This is a genomic window from Rhizorhapis suberifaciens (assembly GCF_014200045.1).
Lineage (GTDB): Bacteria > Pseudomonadota > Alphaproteobacteria > Sphingomonadales > Sphingomonadaceae > Rhizorhapis > Rhizorhapis suberifaciens.
In genome coordinates this window covers 96,168-119,043 of record NZ_JACHOV010000011.1, presented here as the reverse complement: position 1 = coordinate 119,043, position 22,876 = coordinate 96,168, and the positions used below count along the sequence as shown (strand labels likewise).

Below are 22,876 nucleotides of genomic sequence, written 5' to 3'. Positions count from 1 at the left end.
AAATTATGAATAGGTCCGTTCGTTTCGGCCACCACAGCCGAGTCATGTTTGGAGCCAGCCTGTTGGCAATGGCGGTCTCTGCTCAATCGGCGCAGGCGCAAAGCTGCCCGGGGGTGGACGGTGATTTCTGCGTGATCAACGTGACCGCAGCGGATCAGGATGTGTCCACCAGTGGCGGGACCCACATTGTCAACAATGCCACGGGCACATCAATCACGCAGACCAGCAACGACTATCTGTTGATCGAAAACCAGGTGAGTGCGGGCATTGATGGGTTGAGCCTCTTGCCGCAAACAACAGGGAACGGTAGCCCACTAGACACTATCATCATCAACCGGGGGACGATCGAGGGCGATCTCGTCTTCGCCAATGGCGGCATTTACGTGAATGATGGTGGCGCCATCACCGGAAATCTCACATCGCTTAATGCTAATCTAGCCTTCGGGCATGCGGACTTTTTCTCAGGCTTCAAGACTGAATATTTTATCAATCGCACAACCGGTGGCACTGGAGTCCAGGGAACCATCGATCCCGGCAATGGACTGGACGTCTATGCCCAGTCTTTTTCCACGAATGGCGTCTATGCCTTGCCCACAACGCTTCCTCTCCATTTCGAGATTGCAGGCGTCGAAGTGCTCGGCGCCGACACGGTAGTAACCATCACCAATCTTGATCCGGATGAGGCGGCCACAGGGCTGTCTCTCCTTGGCAATGGCAGCATCATCAATCGGGCTACCATTAATCCCATCTCCCTGCTGGGTACGGGACTCCCCGACATGGTAGCCAGTACTATTCATGTCGCTGCCGTTGGTTATGGGGGCGGACTAGGCCAGGCCCGTCACCTCATCGTTCCGGCGTGGAGCCAGGCGATGGGGCAAATGGTTGAGGTGGAGCTGATCTACGGCACTGCCCTGAATTCGTTTGCCAATGAAGGTGTCGTCAACGGCGATTTGCGGCTGAATACGGCGAGCTTTACAAATAGTGGCGAGATCAATCTTTCGTCCGATGGTCAGGGCACGCTCCTTTTCGGAGCTGCCGACCGGGATTTCATCTTCGCCAACAGCGGCACCATCTCGATGATCGACAATGGCGCGCGGGATATTGAACTGACTGACGCGGCCATTGCTCTGGCTACGGCGATCGATGCAACCGAGAAAAAGGCTGTCTCGATCACCAATATTGGCGAGATTGGCGGTGGTCTTTCGTTCCAGGGCGTCGCTTCGGATTTCGTGTTCGACAATAGCGGCACGATCAGCATTGCCGGCAATGGCAACGACATCGACCGCGCAGTGGATCTTGAAATCGGCTTGCTCGAAGTGGCTCTCAATCCTGCGTTTCAGGAAGATGCGGCGGCCGACAGCATCAGCGTCACCAACAACGCCACCGGGACGCTTGACGGCGGCATCAGCATGTTTGCGCACTCGAAAACCTTCACCTTTGCCAATCATGGTTCAATCAATTCGGATGTCGACGATCCTTTTGCCGAGGCCGTGGAGATCGAACTGGACGATTACTCGCTTGCCCAGGATGGGGAAGATGAAATTGACGCCGAAAGCGCTAGCTTCACCAATACAGGTACCATTTCCGGCGCGGTGGCGCTGGAATTGAACGCCAGCGTTACCACTTTCAATAATAGCGGAGAGATCATCACGGGCCTGACGCCGAGTACGACGCTTTTCGCGGAAGGCGCGTCGGCGGTGGATATCGAGCAAGAAACTGCCCTTGGCGCAACGCTCAACTTTACGAATGGCGGAACGATTTCGACGTCGGATTATGCCGGCGTGGCGGTCGGGATTGAAGTCGAGGCCGGTGATCTTGGCAGCGGTGTTCCCGGAGCAGAGAATGCGAATGCCGCCGTTACCTTTGTGAACAGCGGGACGATTGCGGCTTCCGGCGGGACCTACCTCACCCCCGGCAACTTTCTGGGCCTACCGTCAAACCAGCTCCTGATGGATCTGTCGACTGCCTTGGGCGTGGACGTTGACGCAGAGGCGGCATCAAGCGTTTCCATCATTAATGAAGCGGGCGGTATCATCAATGGTCGGGGCTTCGCTCACCTCGGCCTTCCCGGTGGACCCCAGCTTATTGAGGGGCAACCCGTTAATGCTAGCGGACTTACCGTCGCCGCCAGAGCCGATGCGGTTTCTATCGTCAACCGCGGCCAAATCCTGGGAGGTCCGGGGGGATCATTGGTTCTCCCCTCTGGCGTCACCCTTATCCCGGATTTCGATGACATCGATTTTGAAGGGGTCCTTGGCACTGCGATCGACACCTTCAGTTCAAACGACGATATTACGAACAGGGCCACTGGCCGCATTGAGGGCGGGATCGCCCTGCGATCGGGCGACGACACCTTGCGGAACTATGGCACGATCATCTCTGACATCAATTTCGGCGCCGGAGATGACACCTTCATCCAGGGCATCGATGCGATATTTACCGGAACCGCCGACGGCGGCGACGGCGCGGATCGCTTCCTTCTCGACATCACTGGCGGAGGCGCGATCAATAACGCTATTTATGACCAGCTCGTCAATTTCGAGACCTTGGGCCTCACCGGAACAGGCACCATCTCGTCGGACGCGCCGCTTCCAGTTGAAACCTTCGAACTAACCGGCGACGATCCAATCACTTTTGACGGAATTATCGAGACGCTGGGTCCTGTCGCCATCACTGGTACGACCACGAATGACACCCTCACGGTCCACGGCACCGTCAACGGCGATGTCGATCTTGGTGACGGCGACAACAGCTTTGATCTGGATGGAGCCGTAAATGGTGACGTCTCGTTCGGCAGTGGCGGCGACACGCTCATACTTCAGCCGGGTTGGTCGATCAGCGGCACGGCAACAGGCGGGGAAGGCCATGACAGCCTGAGCGCACCGGTAACCGGTAGCTACGAGGAGCCGACCGAGATCGACCTGGCGGCGTTCCAGTCCTTCGAAGAACTGAATATCACGAGCGGCGGTGTCGGCACCGTGAGCGGCGATCTGGAATTTGAGGAAATCAACGTTGATGATGGGCGGGTGATTGGCCTTGCGGGTTCCACGATCAGCGGCGATGTGAATGTGTCGTCTGGCGGAACATTCGGTAGCGCCGGCACCGTAAACGGCGATATCGGCGTCAACGGCACCCTGTCGCCGGGCTCTTCGCCCGGTACGATGACGATCAACGGCAATGTGACGCTATCGAGCGGATCGACCACGCTGTTCGAAATGACCTCCACGGTCAGCGATGCCATCATCATTAATGGCGGTCTGACGATCCAGACCGGGGCGACCATCGAAATCACCGGCGAACGGCCGTTGACGCCGGGCTCCATCTACAATCTTATCACCACCACCGATGGCATTACCGGTAGCTCCAACGCAACGCTCACCAAGCTGCCCACCGTGCTTGGCTTTCTCAATTGGACGTCCCATGCCCTGCAACTGCTGGGAACATTCCAGACCCGCAGCGGCGCCAGCGCCCAGGTAGTGGCAACCGCCGACTATCTCAACCAACTGTTGATTGGCGGAGAAGCGACGGCCGGGATTCTGGCAGCCGCGCCCGATCTTGTCGGCTCCGATGGTTATGCCAGCGATGCCGCCATGGCCACACTCAACGCGGAAGCCTACGCTTCCATTTCTCAGATCGGCGTGGAAAATGGTCTGGCCGTTTCTTCCGCTCTGCGGTCGGCAAATTTTGGTGCGCACGATAGCGAAGCAGGGCCCTTCGCATTCGGTGAGGGCTTTGGCGCCTGGCGGAACTTCAAAGCTGAGAGCCGCAGCGGAGTATCAAGGGCGGATGTGCACAGTGCTGGCTTCTTCGGTGGTATCGGCTATGGGAACGAGAATGTTTCCGTCGCCGCTTTCATCGGCCATGTGGATGGAAGCCAGTCGATCAATTCCATTGGCGCCAGCAATGATGCCGATGGCACATTTTTCGGCGCTGGCGCCCATCTGGCGTTCGCAGGCTTCCGGTTTGGAGCGTCGGTCGTTCGGGACCACAGTTCGGCCGACACCAGCCGCACCTTGTTCAACGGCGCCGAAGCAACAAGTCACTATCGCTTGCGGGGGACAACGGCCGACATTCACGCCGGCTACGGCTTCGCCTTTGGCCGAGGCTGGGACATCGGCCCGGAATTCGGCGTGACCCATGTTTCAGTCAAGCGTGGGGCAGCCACCGAGACTGGCGGCGGCGCCTTCAGCCTGAACGTTGCCAAGGACCGAATCAGCTATACCTTTCTGACGGCCGATCTTGCCCTACAAATGAGGGAAGGCGCGCTGCGGCCCTGGTTGACCGCTGGCCTTCGCCAAAGGTTGGACAATGATAGCGCCCGGGCCACAGCGAGCCTGGCGGGGGTATCCACCAGCTTCACGGTCCCTGGTGTTCAGCGCGATCGCAGCTTCGCCAATATTGGAGCTGGTGTTGCCTGGAAGGTCTTGCCGGCACTTACTCTCTTTACCCGCGGCAACAGCGAATTCGGCAGCGACAATAATGCGCATAGCGTCGATGCCGGGCTGAAACTTCGATTCTGAGGCGACCCGAGGGCAGAGGAGGGGCGGACTTGATCCGCCCCCTCGCAAGCAGTCTCACCTTGCCGCGTGCGGGAACTTACGATCATGAAGCGGACCGGCTCAGCGGCCGCCGATAGAGAAGACACCGCATGACGGTGCCGCCTCCCGCCCAGAGCGCGGTGCAGGCAGTCCCAAGCCGCCAGAATGAAGGCGACCATCGCAACATCTGCCAAGAAATGGTCGGGCCTTGAAAAGCTAATCGCCGCGCTCGACGACGTCCGCCAGCGACTGCCACAAAACTGCAATGAATTTGTAACGGAGGAGTCTCGACCTCGCTTTATCGGCTACCTCGACCTCCGCTGGGGGAGGCGGATCACAATTAGGTGGCAAAATGAATTTAAGGACAAAGTTGGTGCTGGCCGTCACAGTTGCTGCGGTCTCTTTTGTACCAGCAAATGCGCAGATGCGCCGCAATATCCGCATTGTCGGCTCCTCGACGGTTTATCCATTCAGCAAGGCGGTTGCGGAGAAATTTGCGGCGGCAAACCGCAATGTGCCTGCCCCTGTCGTTGAATCGACCGGCACGGGCGCTGGTGCTAAGCTCTTCTGCGCCGGCGTGGGTGCGCAGCATCCTGATATTCTCGATGCTTCGCGTCGTTTGAAGCTATCCGAGTTCAAGACCTGCAATGCCAATGGCGTATCGCAGATCACGGAAGTTCAGGTCGGCCTTGACGGTCTTTCACTTGCCCAGGCGACTGGCGGCCAGCTCCGCAACCTGTCCGTCAAGGACGTCTACATGGCGATCGCGGCGCAGCCGTTCGGCAAGCCCAACAAGGCCAAGACATGGAAGGACGTCAACGCCAGCCTCCCCGCCATTCCGATCCGCGTCTACGGTCCGCCGACGACCTCCGGCACGCGCTCTTCGATCGAAGATCTGCTGATGAATCCTGTCTGTGACACCAATCCGGCGGTCGCCGCGATGAAGAAGACCAATGAAGCGCGGTACAATAAAATTTGTAAGGATATCCGCGAGGACGGCGCCTATATCAACACAGGCGAAAACGATAATCTGATCGTTCAGAAGCTCAGCAGCGATCCGGTTGCGGTCGGGTTCTTCGGCTATAGCTATCTGGAGGAAAATCTGAATAGACTGCGCGGCATTTCGCTGAATGGCGTCGCGCCTTCCTACCAGACGATCTCTTCCTTCAAATATCCCGGCGCACGCGCACTCTACATCTATATCAAGAACGCGCATCTGCAAGCCATCCCGGGCATTCGCCAATATGCAGCGCAATATGTCCGCGACACGGCCTTCGGTCCCAAGGGCTATCTGCCGCCACTCGGGCTGGTTGCCTCGCCTGAAGCTGAACGCGTCCGGGCGCAACGCATGGCGACTTCGATGACGCCGATAAACGCTGCCGGTCTGAAATAAGCAGCCCAAATTCACCCGTTAGATATCAAAAAGGGGGTTCCCATGAAAATTTCGATTATGAAAAGCCTTTTGCTCGCGTCCGTCATGCTGGTCGTTCCTGTGGGCGCGCACGCCCAGCAGATGGCCGAACCGCCAGCCGACGCCGTGTCGCCCGACGATCCGTCGTTGCAGGCGGTTTCCGATGCGGACGCCAAAGCCACCGACGCCGATGCCAAAATGGCGCTCCTACAGGCCCAACTCGAAGCGCTGCAGACACAGCTCGACGAAGTGAAGAAGGCGCAGGCGACGGCCGCACCCGTTTGGAAAGGTGCGCCGCAATATGCCGATCCCGATTCCGGTTTTAGCTGGAAAGTGCGTGGCCGCTTCATGATGGACACGGCATGGATGAGCACGCCGGATAATCTCAACCCGCGCAATTTTGGCTTCAACACCCGCGTGCGTCGCGTCCGCCTGGGCGTCGAAGGCACGCTGCCGGGCGATTTCGGCTATAAGGCGGAAATGGATTTCGCCAACTCGAATGTCGGCTTTGGCGACGTTGTGCTGAGCTGGAATCCGCACAAAGGTCCTGTAACCCTGACGCTTGGCAACCAGGAGTCGCTGGACGGCATGGAGCAGATCACCAGCTCACGCTGGTCGTCCTTCATCGAACGGGCCCAGGTCAACGACGCATTTGGCAACACCCGCCGCCTTGGTCTGGTTGTTGGTTTCAAGAGCAAGGACAATCTGTTCCGCCTCGATGGCGGCCTGTTCGCTGCCCACTCGATCGATGCGTCGCTTGACAACAAGGGATGGATCGCGGCTGCTCGCGCCACCTACACCCCCTATGTGGGGCCCGGCTTTGTGCACTTGGGCCTGAACTACCAGCATCGCGAGTTCCAGGAAAATAACGGCGAGAAGGAACTAACCGTCGGTACTGGCTCGCCATCGGCCGGCCAGCTCGTCAGTTATCGCGCCCGCCCCTTCCTGCAGACGACCAGTCAGCGCTTTGTCGACACCGGCAGCTTCGCGGCCAAGGGTGACGATATATTCGGCGCCGAACTCTATGGCGTCTTCAAGTCGCTGCATATTGGCGGTGAAGCCCAGTACGCCAAGGTTCGCGCCTATAGCCCCGGCGACACTTTGAGCGGCGCTGACCAGTTCAGTGCCGTTTCTCAAGTCGTGCCGACCGGCAACCCCTCTTTCTGGGGCGGCCATTTCGAAGTCGGCTACTTCCTGACGGGCGAAACCCGCGGCTACAAAAATGGTCTTTGGGATCGGACCAAGGTGCTCAACCCTGTCGACAAGGGCGGCATGGGTGCGTTCCAGATCATTGGACGTGTCGATTATCTCGACCTGCAGGACAGCAAGCTGCAGAACGGCTGCACCAATGACTTCACCACCGGGGCATGCGCCCCGCTGTCCGCTGGCCTGAGCAAGGGTGGCAGCCAGACCGGCTATCTGGCTGGCCTGACCTGGATGCCAACGGATTATGTTCGCTTCCTTGTGAACTATATCCATACCGAGGTTGAAGGTGGTCCCTTCGCCGCAACGGTGAAGCCGACTTCGACGGCACCGGTCGACGGGCGCAAATATTCCAGCGACGCTGTCGCGGTGCGCGCTCAATTCGACTTCTGATACGGAACGTGGGTGCCTGTCCTGACGACAGGCGCCCACGCCCTCCTCTACTGTTACTTTCGGTGAAAGGCTTTGGCCGTGACTCCCCTGCACATGTTTATGGTCACGGCGCTCATGGGCGTCGCCGCCTGGGATTTTGGTCGACGCCGCGCACGCGCGCTGGCCCTGAGGTCGGGCGAGCGCCTGCATTCGCTACCGAGCCAGCATGGCAGCTATCTCGCGCTGTGGACCATGGGTCCGGCGCTTTTTTTCCTAGCTATTTGGCCGTTTCTCGCCGATCGACTGGTTCTCGGTGCGCTCCTTGTCAATCCTGCCGCACGCAACCTGCCGGCGGCAGGGATCGACCGTGACGCGGTGATTTCTGAAGCACGAGGGCTTGCTGACGGCACTATTGAGGCCGCATTCAACCCACTGGCCTACGAACTCGCAAAACCTATTGCGCAAGCCACGCACAGTTACGCGCTGATCGGCGCAGGCCTGACGCTCGCGCTGCTGGCGGCGGGCTTTGCTGCGGGATTTCTGCGGATCAAACCGCAGTTCCGGGCGCGACAGAAAGTGGAGCGAACCGTGTTGGTGGCGCTTATGCTGGCGTCCCTGGTGGCGCTCGTCACCACCTTCGGCATCGTCTTGTCACTTCTGTTCGAGACCAGCCGCTTCTTCTCTCTTGTCCCTGTGACCGAGTTTCTTTTCGGAACGCATTGGGCGCCGTCGACCGATGTCGTGCAGGGTGCCGACAATGGCTTTGGGGCGGTGCCGCTGTTCTGGGGAACGATCTTCATTGGTGCGATCATAGCGATGGTCGTCGCAATCCCGATCGGCGTCATGTGCGCCATATATCTCACCCAATATGCGCCAGCCAGACTGCGCGCATGGCTCAAGCCGGCTCTTGAGATTCTCGCCGGTGTTCCCACCGTGGTATATGGATATTTCGCGGCGCTGACCCTCGGGCCGATGGTACGTCACCTGGCGCTCGCGACAGGTATGGAAAATCCCACCTCGGAAAGCGCCTTGTCGGCCGGCCTCGTGATGGGCGTAATGATCATTCCGCTGATCTCGTCGATGTCCGACGACAGCATCGCCGCCGTCCCGTCCTCCATACGCGATGGCGCGCTTTCCCTCGGCTCCACCAAATCGGAGACGATCCGCAAGGTGCTGGTCCCCGCCGCGTTGCCCGGAATCGTCGGCGGCATATTGCTCGCGGTCAGCCGCGCCATTGGCGAAACCATGATCGTGGTGATGGCGGCCGGCATGGCGGCGAACCTCACACTCAATCCCTTCTCTAGCGTGACGACAGTGACGACGCAGATTGTACAATTGCTGACGGGCGATCAGGAATTCGACAGCGCCAAGACACTCTCTGCCTTCGCCTTGGGTCTTGTGTTGTTCGTCATCACTCTGCTGCTCAACGTCGCCGCGCTCACAATCGTAAAACGCTATCGGGAAGCTTATGAGTAATATATTGGATCGAGGGCTTCCCACCGTCCTTCGGGGACCCACCGACTGGACCACCAAGGCAATGAAACGTCGTGTGGCCAGGCGGAATCTTATTGAACGGACCTTCGCCGGGGCGGGTTTTGCTGCGATGATGCTGGCGATCGGTTTTCTCGTCTTCCTGCTGTGGTCGATGCTGGCGGGCGGCATCGGGGGCATTGACTGGACCTTCCTGACCGCTTCGGACGCGACAGCTGCGGCAGCGGTAGGCATTTGGGGTGCGTTCAAGGGATCGCTTCTCACCATGGCCGTGACAGCGGCGCTCAGCTTTCCCATCGGTGTGCTCACCGCCCTCTATTTGGAGGAATATGCGCCTCGTAATCGCTGGACCGATGTGATCGAGGTGTCGATCAACAATCTGGCAGCGGTTCCATCGATCATTTTCGGTCTGCTTGGCCTATCGATATTTCTCAATTTCATGCACCTTCCCCGCTCCGCTCCGCTCGTCGGCGGGCTGACGCTCGCGCTTATGACCATGCCTGTGATCGTCATCACGGGGCGCAACGCGATCAAGGCGGTTCCACCCTCTATACGCGATGCGGCGCTCGGTATCGGCGCTTCGAAGGTCCAGGTCATATTCCATCATGTCCTGCCCCTTGCACTGCCAGGCATTCTCACCGGCACCATCATTGGAATGGCGCGCGCGCTGGGCGAAACCGCGCCACTGCTGATGATCGGCATGCGCGCTTTCGTGCCGTCTCCGCCAAATGGCTTTACGGAGCCCGCTACCGTGCTGCCGGTGCAGATCTTCCTGTGGTCCGATGAGATTGACAGCGCTTTCGTGGCAAAGACCTCGGCCGCGATTATCGTGCTGCTCCTCTTTCTGCTCGCGATGAACGGCCTTGCCATTTATCTGCGCAACCGGTTCGAAACCCGGTGGTGAACCAAACCATGGGTCGCTCCCGGATGTTTTATTGAAGATGACTGCCCGCAACGTCGGCACTTATGGGACAACCATCCGAAACCTTAATATTGCGCGACAGTTTTGTGACAGATTTATGTCAGTTTTCTCCCAGTTTTTTCCTGCATCGCCCGCGCGGCGTTAACCATTCTTTATCAGCCGGCATGGAAATTGCGCCCCGAAAAGGGGGTAGTAAGAAAATGTATCACGATGCCAAAGGCGCGGTCGTAAAACGCATTCGCGCATTGCTTGCGGAAGACCGGTCCCTGAAGTCCCGAGTCCGGTTTGCCGTCGGGCTGGTATGCGGACTACTGCTCGTTCTTTCGATATCGGTAATGGCCGGGCTGCTGGTCAACCAGGCGGGGCTTGCGCGCCTTGTCGACAACCGCCTGGGACCGGCCGGCGATCTTCAGACCGTCATCAGCGGCTATGAGGAAGCGCTTGGCATTGCCAACAAGGTGCGCAGCGGCAATCTCACGATGCCGGGCGGTCAAAGCGCGCTGAAAAATGCCCAACACACTATCAACAGCGGTTGGGCGGCGCTTCGCGACAACGCTCCGGCAAAGGCCGGTGGGATCGAACTCAGCTATCTGCTTGACCAGCGGAAGGAAGCGGATGCGGCCCTCGCCGACCTCAACCAGGAATTGAGCGCCCACAGCGAGGAAGGATTGGAATTTCTGATGTCCGGTCGCCTTTACAGCAGCGTTGATCCGCTCCTTGTGGCAAGTCACAGCTATAGCGAAGGTTTGCGACAGCTCGCCCATAAGGAAAGGATCAGCCTGTACATCCTTACTTCTGCCAGCCTGCTAGTCATTGCCGTCGTTTTTGTCGCGGGCATTACCATAGCCTGGGCGGTGCTGCGGATTGCATCCAGAGAATTAGTGGAACCGCTGATCCGGATTGCCAGCTTCACGGCTGAATCCGCCAATAGCGCCGTGCCTGTTCCCTATCAGCAACGGCGGGACGAAATTGGGGAGATTGCGCGCGCGATCCAGCTTTCGCTCTCCCGTTCGGCCGAAGCCACAGCGCTGCTGGAGGAAAGGCATCGTGCTCAGCAGGAGGTGCAACTGCTTGAAGCCGCCGCCGCCGATGCGGCGAAGGAACGAGCCGCGACACTGGATCGGCTTTTCACTAATTTTGAACATGGACTTTCCGATCTGGTCGCCGGTCTTGCGGCTGCTTCGGCAACGATGCGCGATATGGCAGGCGGGATGTCCGATGCCGCCTCCCGCTCCGAACTGCAGGTGGAAACGGCTACCGGAAACGTCGAGGATATCGCGATATCCATGACACAGATCGAGGAAGCGAGCACCATACTCCTCAAAATGGTCAGCAATGTGGAAGAAAGCACCCGCTCCGCACGTGAGCAGAGCAATAATGTCCACGCTCAGAGTCGAGAGAATCGAGAGCGCGCCCGCGCTTTGGAGGATCTTGCAAAGGACATTCACGCCTCGCTGGGCCTCATCACCGGTATTGCGGGGCAGACGAACATGCTTGCGCTTAACGCAGCCATAGAGGCCGCTCGCGCGGGAGAAACGGGCAAGGGCTTTGCTGTAGTTGCCCTGGAAGTGAAAGAATTGGCACGGCAGACACAGATTGTTGCAGGCACGATCGAAGCCCGCCTTGGCCGTATTGCGGAGACCTCTGGCCAGGTTCTGACCAGCGTCACATTGGTGGAGGACATGGCGCGCGGGCTTGACCGCAATGCAGATCTTATCGGCGAAGCCGTCGAAACGCAGAGCCGCTCAAGTCATGAAATTGTGAGCGCTTTAGGCTTCGTTCGGCAAGGCAGCCGCGACGCTGCTTCGGGCATGGTGGACCTGACCGACCAGGCCCGACAAGTCCGCAACGCGGCCGAAGGACTGCTGATCACGGCAGCCGATATTGCGCGTCGAGCCGAAACCCTGCGTTCGGAATTTACCCGTTTTGCCCGGGAAGTGCGGAACGCGGCATAACTATTCGCCGGAGAAAACTTGAAAAGGCGGCTGAGGTTCCAGCCATGCGCAACTCCCAACGGCAGTCCTGTACCGACTTCTCCTGAATGCCATCTCAGCTCGGCGATCCGCTCTCGATGGGGTGGCCATAGTCTCGCCACGTCGCCATGCCCCCGTCCAGCGCGGTGGCGCGGGGAAAGCCCAGTTCATGCAAGGTCGCCGCCGCCAGTGTCGAGATCTTGCCGAATTCGCAGACGGTCAGCACCTCCACGCTGGGGTCGGGCAGCACTTCATTGACCCTTAGCTCCAACTGACCGCGCGGCAGGTGAATTGCGCCGGGCACATGACCGACATTGAAGGCATCCTTTTCGCGCACGTCGAGGATCACGAAATCATTGGCGCAAGTGTCGAGGCGGCGGAGCAGTTCGTTTATCGCCATGAAGGGAACTTTCGCTCCTGCTTCCTGCAATAGTTGCCGCACTGTCTTGCCGCCTGACATGTTGGTGCGCAGTGCTTCTGTGAGATGCGTTGGAGCGGAGAGATTCAGGCTATTCATCAGCTTTACGAAATCATCCTGCCGCGCATTGGCAAGACGGGGGTTGGCCAGGCGTTCTTGTCCGATGGTGGACTTTTCACGCCCCTTATAGTCATGCGCCGGGAACACCAAGGTTTCGTCTGGCAGCATCAGCAGCTTATGGAAAAGGCTGGCGTAAAGCTGATCCGGCCTGCCGCTCGGCAGGTCGGTGCGTCCGGTGCCGCCAATGAGGAGCGTGTCGCCGGTGAACACTCGGTCATCGATATGGATCGCCATGGAATCGCGAGTGTGTCCCGGCGTATGAAGAATATGCATCCGCATGCTGCCGAGGGGCAAAGAGTGGCCGTCCTCGACATGCAGGTCGACATAGGGCGCAGGCGAAAAACGGTGCATGACAATTGGAGCGCCCAGCGCCTCCCGCAGCGCCCGCGCGCCGGAGAAATGATCGGCATGGGTGTGGGTATCGATGATGTAGCGGACGCGCAGGCCCTGTTTGTTGACCTCTCCCAGATAACGGTCGACGAGATCCAAAGCCGGATCGATAATGGCCGCAGCGCAACATTCTGCGTTGGCGATGATGTAGGATTTGCACCCTTCGCCATCCTTGAAGGCCGCGAAGTACATCGGCCTAGTCCCGCGGTTGGGGAACGATACGGAGATAGGGCGTGACGCTGTTCCAGCCTTCCGGGAAGCGAGTCTTTGCTTCCTCGTCCGAAACGGAAGGAACGATGATGACATCCTCTCCCGATTTCCAGTTCGCCGGAGTGGCGACCTTGTGTTTGGCGGTGAGTTGGCAGCTGTCGAGAAGGCGCAGCACTTCGTCGAAATTGCGGCCACTGCTCATGGGATAGCTGAGCATCGCCTTGATGAGCTTGTCGGGCCCGATGAGGTAAACCGTCCGTACTGTCTGGTTGTCAGCGGCGGTGCGGCCCTCGGAGCTGTCGCCGGCGTCAGCGGGAAGCATCTCATAGGCTTGGGCGACTTTCAGGTCGCTGTCCCCGATAATGGGATAGGTGACTTCGCCGCCGGTTGCCGCCTTTATGTCTGAAAGCCATCGATCGTGATCACCGACGGGGTCCACTGACAGGCCGATCACCTTGCAGTTGCGGCTGGTAAATTCAGGGGTAATACGCGCAAGATAACCCAGTTCGGTAGTGCAGACAGGAGTGAAATCCTTGGGGTGCGAAAAAAGCATGCCCCAGCTGTCGCCTAGCCATTCATGAAAACGGATTTCACCTTGTGTAGTCTGCGCGGTGAAGTCAGGGGCCTTACTGCCGATAGCGAGCGTCATGTTCCCACTCCCAAGGACTCGATTCCCGCAAATTATCACGGAGTGCGGGGAAGGGATAGCGTGTCCTTCTCATGCGAGGAGCGCACCAGCCGCGTCGACAGCAGGGGCGGAGTCGCCGCAACGATGATCGCGATCGGATAGAGCAGGCGGTGGGACCAGGGCATGCCCGGACCCTATAGGCATGCCGCTATCGTCGGGCTGACCGGGACATGACATTAAGTTCATGTAAGCGCTGGTCGACCTGCAGGCTTTGATAAGCAGAACGCGCCTTAGGCGGGGTATGGTACGTCCGTTAACGGCGATCCCCTCGGGCCGGCAAGGCCAGCGGGCTTGAACCCTAAAAGATGCGAATAGGTAGCTTAGCAGCTTTGGCGAAGGCCACTGCTGGTGACTTGGCGATCCATTTTGGTGTCAACGCTCTATCAGAGCCTTCAGAAACTTGAGATCGCGATTGACCCATTTGATATCGGCCGCGAAGCGCGTGTCATCCATGTCGGGTTGACGAAACAGGGTCAAAATTACCTCCGCGCCATCATTGTTCTGGACGACGCGAAGGGGGACGTGGATTTCATTTCCGTCGCCCGTATCGACAAAATGATCCATCACGCCGAACCTGTTATGAGGCGTGAATCGAATACTGATCGGTCCCGCAGGGCCATTGGCAAGCCATTGCCCGCCTTCGAGACGAAGGTCGGATTCCGATAGACCTGCTGCCCATTTCGGAAAAAATTCGGGTCGCCAGATGCGTTCGTAAAGTGCCTGCCATTCATGGCGAATGGAAACGCTGAAAGATCGAGCGGGCAACATGGGTAGCTCCGACGCAAAAGAGGTCCCCGACAACTAAAGACCCTGATCGCCGTTGTCATCACATTCTCCGCCCCCCCCGAGGGGCCATCGCAATATTCCGGCGCTGGATTTTCCCAACTGCGAAACCATCTTGAGTCCTGATGGTCAGAACTAGTCTTTGGGTACGCGCAGAAGCGCATGGCCTTTTTATCGCGCCGGCGGACTGCTGGATAGATCCTTCGGGGCCGGTCGACACCGCTCTTGTGACCCATGGCCATGCGGATCATGCGCGCGGCGGGCATGGCCGTACCGTGGCCACCCCCGAAACACTCGCCATCATGGGGTTGCGCTACGGGGTGCAAGAGGACACGGCGCCCATCGCCTATGGCGAGACGCTTCGCCTGCCGGGCGGAGTGGATGCGACGTTCCTGCCGGCCGGACATGTACTGGGTTCGGCGCAGATATTGCTGGAGCATGCCGGCGAACGTGTCATCGTGACCGGCGACTACAAACGCCGGCCTGACCCCACTTGCCTGCCATTCGTCGCCACCTCCTGCGACGTCCTGGTGACGGAAGCGACCTTTGCCCTCCCCGTCTTCCGCCATCCGCCGGTCGAGCAGGAGGTCGGCAAGTTGCTGGCGGCGCTTCGGGCCAGTCCGGATCGCTGTGTGCTGGTCGGAGCCTATGCCTTGGGTAAGGCGCAGCGGCTAATCGCGGAATTGCGCCGCGCCGGATATCGGGACCCGATCTGGCTGCATGGCGCGCTGGAGCGGATGTGCCGGCTCTATGAGGAGCTTGGCGTCGATCTGGGTCCGCTGCGGCTCGTTTCCGATGCCGCAAAAGCGGATTTGGCGGGACAGCTCGTGCTTTGCCCGCCCAGCGCGCTCAACGACCGCTGGAGCCGGCGGCTACCCGACCCGATCACCGCTATGGCAAGCGGCTGGATGCGGGTGCGTCAGCGGGCTCGGCAGCGCAATGTCGAGCTTCCGCTGGTTATTTCCGACCATGCCGACTGGGACGAACTCACCGCCACCATTGAGGAAGTGAACCCAGGCGAGACGTGGATCACCCACGGCCGCGAGGATGCGCTGTTGCGCTGGTGCGAACTCCATCAGCGGCAGGCGCGTGCGCTTGCCCTGGTGCATTATGAGGACGAGGACGATTAGCTATGCCGCGTTTTCCGTGGAAAGATTGCCGCCCACTTCTGGACAGGCTGTGATGATGGAGCGCTTTGCCGCCCTCGTCGATGCATTGGTCTATACGCGCAGCCGCAACGGCAAGTTGAAATTGATCGCTGATTATCTGCGCACAACGCCCGACCCTGACCGAGGGTGGGCACTCGCAGCGCTCACCGACAGTCTCGACTTCCCGGCGGTCAAGAGCTCCACCATCCGAAATCTGCTTATGCAACGGGTCGATCCCATATTGTTCACCCTTTCGCGCGACTATGTTGGCGATACTGCCGAGACAGCGAGTCTTCTCTGGCCCGGTCCGGAGGTAGCGGTGAACCCGCCTACAGTGTCCGAAGCGGTCGACGCGCTGGCCCATATGACGCGCCTCAGCGCGATGGGTGATCTCGCTGCGCTGCTTGACCGGCTCGACGCCACCGGGCGGTTTGCGCTGCTCAAGCTGGCGACAGGTGCAATGCGCATTGGTATTTCGTCGCGTCTCGCCAAGGCGGCTTTCGCACAGGCTTTCAACGTGAGCATCGATGACGTCGAGGAATATTGGCACGGGCAGACGCCGCCCTATCGCCCCCTGTTTGGATGGGCAGAAGGCGGGCCGCCCCCTCATGCTGGCGACAAGCCGCTCTTCCGGCCTTTCATGCTTGCCTATCCGCTCGACGAGACAATCATCGACATGGCGGCCTATGCCGCTGAGTGGAAATGGGACGGCATCCGCGTTCAGATCGTCCATGCCGGCGGTGAGACGCGGCTCTATTCGCGCTCGGGCGACGATATTTCGTCAAGCTTTCCGGAGATCGTCGCAGCGCTCGACACGCCCGCCGTCCTGGACGGTGAGTTGCTGGTGCGCGGTAGCCATCAGGGCGGGGAGAAGGGCGGCGCGGCGAGCTTCAACGCGCTGCAACAGCGATTGGGACGCAAGACGGTTTCAAAGGTAATGCTGGCTGATTATCCCGCGTTCGTGCGCCTCTATGATCTGCTGATTGTAGAGGATCAGGATTTGCGCCCATTAAGCTGGGAACAGCGGCGAGAGATGCTGGAGGCGTTCGTGCCTCGGCTCGATGCAGGGCGCTTTGATATCTCACCGGTGATCGCGGCTGCCAGCCTTGACGACCTTGCGTCGATCCGAGAGCGGGCGCGCGACGATGCGATCGAGGGCGTAATGCTCAAGCGACGCGACAGCCCCTATGTGCCGGGGCGACGGACAGGCCTCTGGTACAAATGGAAGCGCGACCCGCTGCTGGTCGACTGCGTCCTCATGTACGCGCAGCGCGGGAGCGGCAAGCGCTCCTCCTTTTATTCCGACTTTACCTTCGGCTGCTGGGATGGCGATCCCGACCAGGGCGCCGATTTGCTGCCCGTGGGCAAAGCCTATTTCGGTTTCACAGATGAGGAACTGAAATGGCTCGACGGTTATGTCCGCCGTCATACCATCAATCGTTTCGGGCCTGTGCGAGAGACAGACAAAAGCCTGGTGTTCGAAGTTGCCTTTGATTCCGTACATGAAAGCAAACGACACAAGTCCGGGCTTGCCATGCGCTTCCCGCGCATCAATCGCATCCGAGCCGACAAGCCCGCGCATGAAGCCGACCGTATCGAAACATTGCGGGCAATGATGAAGGATTGATACATTTGCCGCGCACAAGCGCCGCGCCAATTTTATCCAAGAGCTTCAGACTGGGCCTCTATCTCTCGCTGGTCGATGCGGGAGAAGGTGCGAGGGCCTAAGTCGACCCGGATAGGCTTGAGCCGCCTCCCCGCCTGTCCCGGCCTTTCGCCGACAACGAAAATCCTGGTGCCGACCAGTGGCGGCCCGTCCGAGTCGGGCGCGGTGATGCGAAAACGCACAAGCGGTACGAAGAGGCTGGCGTTGCCACTGCGAACGGGAAGGATTGCAGCGATGGGGAGTTGCAATTCGCTCATGAGCGAGACGGTTTCTCCAGGGACAAGCGAGGGGATTTCATGCTTTGGCTCAAGCATCTCGCCTCGCCCGGGCGAAAGCTGTTCTTCAACGGAAAGCGAGGAATGGGCCGAGATAATGTCACAAGCGATGCTGACCGGTCCGACCGCGGCATCGGTCAAATTCTTCAAAGACAATCGATAGGCAAGCCTCGCGTTGACCAAGGCCAGGGTCAGGCTTTGGGGCTCGAACGCCAATTCTAGCTGGGTCCACACCAGCCGTGGCTCCGAAACCGCGGTTTGCACCGGGGGGCTGGAGATTTCCTCAAGGTCCGGCGGCAGCTCTTCGCGTCGGAAGGCATCGTCAGCCTCCTCAAGGTGCCGCCTTCGGCGCAGGCCGAAACCAATAGCCGCCAGCAGCAAGGCCAGCAGCCCTCCGCCTCCAAGCCACCAAGTCCAGGAGGAAGAAGAGCTGGCGAGCAGAGGCGGGGTAGTCGTTGGCGCGGTCTGCTTGGTAGCGGCTGACGGCGCTGGCCGCCCCTGCGGTTTGGTTCCGGCGACCCGACTGCGCATTGCGGGCGCAGGCAAAGCGTTTTTGGCGGATTTGGGCGCCGAAGCGGGAGCGCTTTCAACGTTCCGAGTGGGCGAAGTGCTGGCTGCGGGCTTGTCGGACGATTTCGGCAACACCGTCGGGGGCGGCAGAATAGGTGGGGCTTGTTTTCCGATCAGAGGCGGCACCGGGACTGGACGCGGTGTCGGTTGAGGAAGCCCCTGAACAGGCGCCGGCTTTTCTGGATCGACGGGCCCCGCTGCAGGGGGCGGCGGCGCGGCTTCGCCGGCTGGCAATTGGAAGTCGTCCACCGATCCAGCCTGTTGGGCCTGCGCCGGCACGGTAAGCGCCACCGCCAGCACAAATGCCGCCTTCGCAACCCGATCCAAAGGAATTCCCCACCGTTCCATCACTTGCCTTCAACCGCTCACGCCTGTCGCCTGAACAGGAAGTGAACTCCGCTGGAAGAACGACAGGATGGTATTCCGATGCGATTTTACGACTTCCTTACGCTGTCATCAACAATTCCCATGGCATCTTAACGGCTCTTTGCGGTCCCATGCCGGCATGTGCAGCAATCAGAATGCCGGGATATGACCACAGCATCTGCCACCAATCCAAAGCGGACCTTCGCCCTGACCATCGGCGCCATCGGCGTTGTCTATGGGGATATCGGCACCAGCCCCTTATATGCCTTTCGCGAAGCCTTGGCCCAGGCCGCGGGCAACGGCATCGCCCGCAGCGAGATTTTAGGGGTGTTATCCCTCGCCGTCTGGGCGCTGATCCTGATCGTCACGGTTAAATATGTGCTTTTCCTTACTCGCGCTGACAATAATGGGGAGGGCGGCGTGCTGTCCCTGATGGCGCTGGCGATGCGAGGCACCCGGCGGCCTTCGCTTGCCGTCATCATATTAGGCGCGGCGGGCGCCGCCCTCTTCTATGGCGACGCGATCATTACACCGGCCCTTTCGGTATTGTCGGCAGTCGAAGGATTAACGACGGTGCCGGGGGTCGATCATATGATGACCCCGCACATCATCCTGGGCCTCACCATGGGCATTCTCACCGGCCTGTTCTTCATCCAATCGCACGGCACTGCCAGGGTAGCGAGCCTGTTCGGGCCCATTTGTGTCATCTGGTTCCTGGCGCTTGGCGGCCTTGGCATCTGGCATATCGCTCAGGTGCCCCAGATCTTATTGTCGCTAAATCCCATCTACGCGGTTTCCTTTGTTTCGCAGCATGGCGTCACAGGCCTGTTCGTCCTGGGCGCGGTGTTCCTGACGGTCACGGGGGCGGAAGCGTTGATCGCGGACATGGGACATTTTGGACGCAAGCCCATTCAGATGGGCTGGCTCTATTTCGTCTTTCCCGCCCTCACCCTGAATTATTTGGGCCAGGGTGCGCTGGCCCTTTCGGCGCTTGCGGCAGCAAAGCAGTCAGGAACGGTCTTTCACAATGCCGACTGGTTCTTCCTGATGGCGCCCGATGCGTTGCGGGCCCCGCTTGTCATTCTGGCGACCCTGGCGACCATCATCGCCAGTCAGGCAGTGATCACCGGGGCCTTTTCCCTGACGCAGCAGGCCATAGCGCTCGGCCTGTTGCCACGCATGTCAATCCTGCAAACCTCCGAACATCATGCTGGACAGATCTACATGCCCGTGATCAACTGGCTGCTGTTCGTCGGGGTGGTGGTGCTGGTCAACGGATTTGGCAGTTCCTCGGCCATGGCTGCGGCCTATGGCATTGCTGTGACCGGCACCATGGTAGTGACCACTTGCCTTGCCTTCATCGTGATCCATCAGCTTTGGAGGTGGAGGCTGTCGATGGCCATTGCCTTCATTGCGCCGTTGCTCACTATCGATCTGATCTTCTTTGGCGCCAATATCCTTCGCGTCATCGAGGGTGGATGGGTCCCCCTTTTGGTGGCGGCGCTCGTGGGGACGGTTATCGCAACTTGGGTCCGAGGACGCCAACTCGTGGCGCAGCGTACGAGAGGGGACACGGTACCGCTTGACGAACTGGCTTCAGCGCTGATCGCGAGACCGCCGCTGCTGGTGGATGGCACCGCTGTATTCCTGACATCGGATCAGGATATCGCGCCGACCGCACTGCTCCACAACCTGAAGCATAATCGCGTGTTGCATTCTCACAATCTCATCCTGTCGGTCCGCACAATCAACGAACCGCGCGCCAATCGTACCAAAAGGCTGACCATCACCCGGATAAACAGCCATTTTTCACGCGGAACCCTGACCTATGGCTATATGGAGGCACCCGACATCCCGGCGGATCTCGCTCGTGAGGCGGGGTTGGTGGAAGGGCGTGGCGGCACTTCTTTCTTCATAGGCCGCAATGCCCTGCGCCGCGCCTCACGGTCGGGCATGCCGTTCCTGCAGGACCTGCTTTTCATCTTTCTGCAGCGTAATGCGGCCGATCCCACGGCTTTTTTCCGAATTCCGCCCAATCGCGTCGTGGAGTTGGGCGCACAGATCGAGGTGTAAAACGGGCCAATCGCGCGTAGGATGCCGGGCGGAAGGATCGCGATGCTCCCCTTAAGAAAAGTGCAGCCCTATCTCCTCGCGGTTGTCATTGTAGCCGCCGTGACGGTCGCCGCCGTTCTGTTGCGGGGCAGGCTTGAGCTGGCCAGCGTTGGCTTCCTGTATCTGCTGCCGGTAATAATCGTTTCCTCCCGATCTGGCCTGTGGCCGGGTCTGTTTGCCAGCGCGCTCGCGGCGCTGAACTACAATTTCTTTCTCCTGCCTCCCCATTTTACGCTGTGGGTCAATAGCCCTGACAATGTCGTCACACTCCTTGCGTTATTCACCGTCGCTGCCGTCACCAGTCACCTTGCTGCACAATTACGGAACGAAAAGGTGCAGGCGGAAGGGAGGGCGCGGGCAAGTGCCGCCGTTGCCGGCTTTGCACAAACCATGGCGGGGTTGAACGATGAAGCCGCCATCCTCCGTCGCGCCAGTACGGACATTGCCGCCTTGTTCGGCGCTCGCATTGTCATTTTCCTGGAACTGAGGGGCGGCGATCTTTTCCCTGCCGCAGCCGTGCCTGACACGCCGGTCATCGGCGCCATCGACACCGCAGCGGCCCACTGGACGCATGACAATGCCGATCGCACCGGCAGAGGCACTCGCACAATGGCTTCGGCTGATTGGATGTTTGCCCCGTTGATTGCAGGCGGCGAGAAGCTCGGCGTTCTGGGGATCGCGCGCGACGATGCACAACAACCGATAGCTGCGGAAAACGCGCTTCTGTTCGACGGCGTTCTGGAACAATTGGCTCAGTCAATCGGGCGCATTCGTCTGGCGGCGGAGCAGGCCGAAATAGAGCGGCTGCATCAGCGTGACGAACTGCGAGCCGCGCTTCTATCCTCCCTCGGCCATGATCTGCGCACGCCGCTCACCGTCATACTTGGCAGGCTGAAGGCGCTGCACCAGGAGGCTCCTCCTCAGGCAGCCATAGATGAGATCTATTTCGAGGCTCGTCGGCTGGAGCGGCTCGTCGGCAATCTGCTGGGCATGGCGCGCGTAGAGGCCGGGGCCATCATGCTCGCAACTGAACCAGTAGACCTGACCGACGCCATCGAGGCGGCCCTGAGCGACTTTGGCCCTGAAACCCGTCGCCTCGTAGAAACCGACGTTCCCGTCAACCTGCCCCTGGTCGCGGCCGATCCGCGTCTGTTGCACCATATTCTCATCAACCTTATCGGCAACGCACAGAAATATGGGCCGCCCCACTGTTCCATAGCGATTCAAGCAGCGATGGATGGAGATGCGCTTTCATTGTCCATCTTGGACGAAGGACCCGGCATTCCTTCCGGTCAGGAAAAGGCAATATTTGACCGCTTCACGCGATTGGCGGGCAATGACCGCATTGGAGGGACTGGCCTTGGGCTTGCCATTGTGCGGGGGTTTACACAGGCGATGGGAATAGATGTGACGGCCGCGAACCGGATCGATAAGCCGGGTGCGGTTTTCACATTGCGCTTCCCTTCCAACCTCGTCATCGCCCCGACATTGAGCTTCCTCGAATGACAGCCCACAAAAAAATTCTAATCGTCGATGACGAACGTCACATCCGGAGGCTACTTGCCGCCATGCTCATGCGCGCCGGTTACGAACCGATCGAAGCGTCGAGCGCCAAGGAGGCGCTCAGCCTTGCAAACATTGTTTCGCCAGCAGCAATATTGCTGGACCTGGGCCTGCCTGACCGCGACGGATTGGAACTGCTGCCCCTTCTGGGCGCTGCGGCAAAGGCGGCCATCATCGTTATTTCCGCGCGTGAGGAAACCGCCGAAAAAATTGCAGCCCTTGATCTTGGCGCGGACGATTATGTCACGAAACCCTTCGACAGCGAGGAAGTGCTGGCCCGTCTGCGGTCAGCTTTGCGCCGCCATGTGCAGGGAGACATGCAACAAGAAATAGTGCGTGCCGGCGCTGTCGAGATCGACCTTGGCGCACGCATGGTTCGCCGTCATGGCGAAGAAGTGCGGCTAACGCCCAAGGAATATCATTTTTTGGCCGTACTCGCCCGCCATTTCGGGCGGGTCTGCACCCATATGCAAATCCTGAAGGAAGTCTGGGGGCCGGCGCATGAACAGGACGTCGAATATCTCCGCGTTGTGGCGAGAAGCCTGCGCCTCAAGCTGGAGGAAAACCCGTCCAGCCCAAGGCTCATCAGGAACGAGCCAGGGGTGGGATATCGATTGCTGACGGGGTCTTAGGTCTGAAGCGCCTCCGCCCGCCCAC

Annotated in this window: 16 protein-coding genes; 11 read left to right on the top strand and 5 right to left on the bottom strand. The window is 59.6% G+C overall.

Annotation, left to right across the window (positions count from 1 at the left end; genetic code table 11):
• Positions 1–5: 5 nt before the first annotated feature.
• From HNQ99_RS13980 to HNQ99_RS13955, 6 genes are all read left to right on the top strand, one after another.
• Positions 6–4,520, top strand: a complete 4,515-nt coding sequence (locus HNQ99_RS13980) for an autotransporter family protein (protein WP_184476705.1) — start codon at positions 6–8, stop codon at positions 4,518–4,520.
• Between the two features lie 370 nt (positions 4,521–4,890).
• Positions 4,891–5,931 (top strand): substrate-binding domain-containing protein, encoded by a 1,041-nt coding sequence (locus HNQ99_RS13975; protein WP_184476703.1) that lies wholly within the window; start codon positions 4,891–4,893, stop codon positions 5,929–5,931.
• Between the two features lie 42 nt (positions 5,932–5,973).
• Positions 5,974–7,545, top strand: a complete 1,572-nt coding sequence (locus tag HNQ99_RS13970) for an OprO/OprP family phosphate-selective porin (protein ID WP_184476701.1) — start codon at positions 5,974–5,976, stop codon at positions 7,543–7,545.
• A gap of 78 nt (positions 7,546–7,623) precedes the next feature.
• Positions 7,624–9,000, top strand: a complete 1,377-nt coding sequence (pstC, locus tag HNQ99_RS13965) for a phosphate ABC transporter permease subunit PstC (protein ID WP_184476699.1) — start codon at positions 7,624–7,626, stop codon at positions 8,998–9,000.
• A complete protein-coding gene (gene pstA, locus HNQ99_RS13960) occupies positions 8,993–9,919 on the top strand; it encodes a phosphate ABC transporter permease PstA (RefSeq protein WP_184476697.1) in 927 nt (308 codons plus the stop codon). Before pstC ends, pstA begins: the two co-directional genes overlap by 8 nt.
• A gap of 218 nt (positions 9,920–10,137) precedes the next feature.
• The gene (locus HNQ99_RS13955; protein WP_184476695.1) at positions 10,138–11,892 is read left to right on the top strand and encodes a methyl-accepting chemotaxis protein; all 1,755 of its coding nucleotides are present in this window, start codon (positions 10,138–10,140) and stop codon (positions 11,890–11,892) included.
• A 94-nt stretch (positions 11,893–11,986) separates the two neighbouring features.
• Here HNQ99_RS13955 and HNQ99_RS13950 read toward each other — a convergent pair whose 3' ends face one another.
• The 4 genes from HNQ99_RS13950 to HNQ99_RS13935 all read right to left on the bottom strand — a co-directional run bounded on the left by HNQ99_RS13950 (position 11,987) and on the right by HNQ99_RS13935 (position 14,504).
• Positions 11,987–13,030 (bottom strand): MBL fold metallo-hydrolase, encoded by a 1,044-nt coding sequence (locus HNQ99_RS13950; RefSeq protein WP_184476692.1) that lies wholly within the window; start codon positions 13,028–13,030, stop codon positions 11,987–11,989.
• Between the two features lie 4 nt (positions 13,031–13,034).
• Positions 13,035–13,697, bottom strand: coding sequence for a peroxiredoxin (locus tag HNQ99_RS13945; protein ID WP_184476690.1), 663 nt, complete (start codon positions 13,695–13,697; stop codon positions 13,035–13,037).
• Between the two features lie 35 nt (positions 13,698–13,732).
• Entirely contained in the window at positions 13,733–13,861 is a 129-nt protein-coding gene (locus HNQ99_RS16800) for a hypothetical protein (RefSeq protein WP_281376845.1), read from the bottom strand.
• A 247-nt stretch (positions 13,862–14,108) separates the two neighbouring features.
• Positions 14,109–14,504, bottom strand: coding sequence for a polyketide cyclase (locus tag HNQ99_RS13935; RefSeq protein ID WP_184476688.1), 396 nt, complete (start codon positions 14,502–14,504; stop codon positions 14,109–14,111).
• Between the two features lie 140 nt (positions 14,505–14,644).
• On the opposite strand from HNQ99_RS13935, the gene HNQ99_RS13930 reads away from it, so the two are divergent.
• Entirely contained in the window at positions 14,645–15,649 is a 1,005-nt protein-coding gene (locus HNQ99_RS13930; protein WP_184476686.1) for a ligase-associated DNA damage response exonuclease, read from the top strand.
• 55 nt (positions 15,650–15,704) lie between these two features.
• Positions 15,705–17,294: a cisplatin damage response ATP-dependent DNA ligase gene (locus tag HNQ99_RS13925; protein ID WP_184476772.1), complete on the top strand. Its 1,590-nt coding sequence runs from the start codon at positions 15,705–15,707 to the stop codon at positions 17,292–17,294.
• Positions 17,295–17,326: 32 nt separating this feature from the next.
• Here the strand turns inward: HNQ99_RS13925 and HNQ99_RS13920 are convergent, their stop codons facing one another.
• Positions 17,327–18,526, bottom strand: a complete 1,200-nt coding sequence (locus tag HNQ99_RS13920; RefSeq protein ID WP_184476684.1) for a hypothetical protein — start codon at positions 18,524–18,526, stop codon at positions 17,327–17,329.
• A gap of 183 nt (positions 18,527–18,709) precedes the next feature.
• Between HNQ99_RS13920 and HNQ99_RS13915 the strand changes: the two genes are divergently transcribed.
• Genes HNQ99_RS13915 through HNQ99_RS13905 form a run of 3 tightly spaced genes read left to right on the top strand, consistent with a single transcriptional unit; the run spans position 18,710 to position 22,851 of the window.
• Entirely contained in the window at positions 18,710–20,617 is a 1,908-nt protein-coding gene (locus HNQ99_RS13915; protein WP_184476682.1) for a potassium transporter Kup, read from the top strand.
• 42 nt (positions 20,618–20,659) lie between these two features.
• Positions 20,660–22,162 carry a DUF4118 domain-containing protein gene (locus tag HNQ99_RS13910; protein ID WP_184476680.1) on the top strand — a complete coding sequence of 501 codons (1,503 nt, stop codon included), beginning with the start codon at positions 20,660–20,662 and terminating at the stop codon, positions 22,160–22,162.
• Entirely contained in the window at positions 22,159–22,851 is a 693-nt protein-coding gene (locus HNQ99_RS13905; RefSeq protein ID WP_184476678.1) for a response regulator, read from the top strand. Before HNQ99_RS13910 ends, HNQ99_RS13905 begins: the two co-directional genes overlap by 4 nt.
• Positions 22,852–22,876 lie beyond the last annotated feature (25 nt).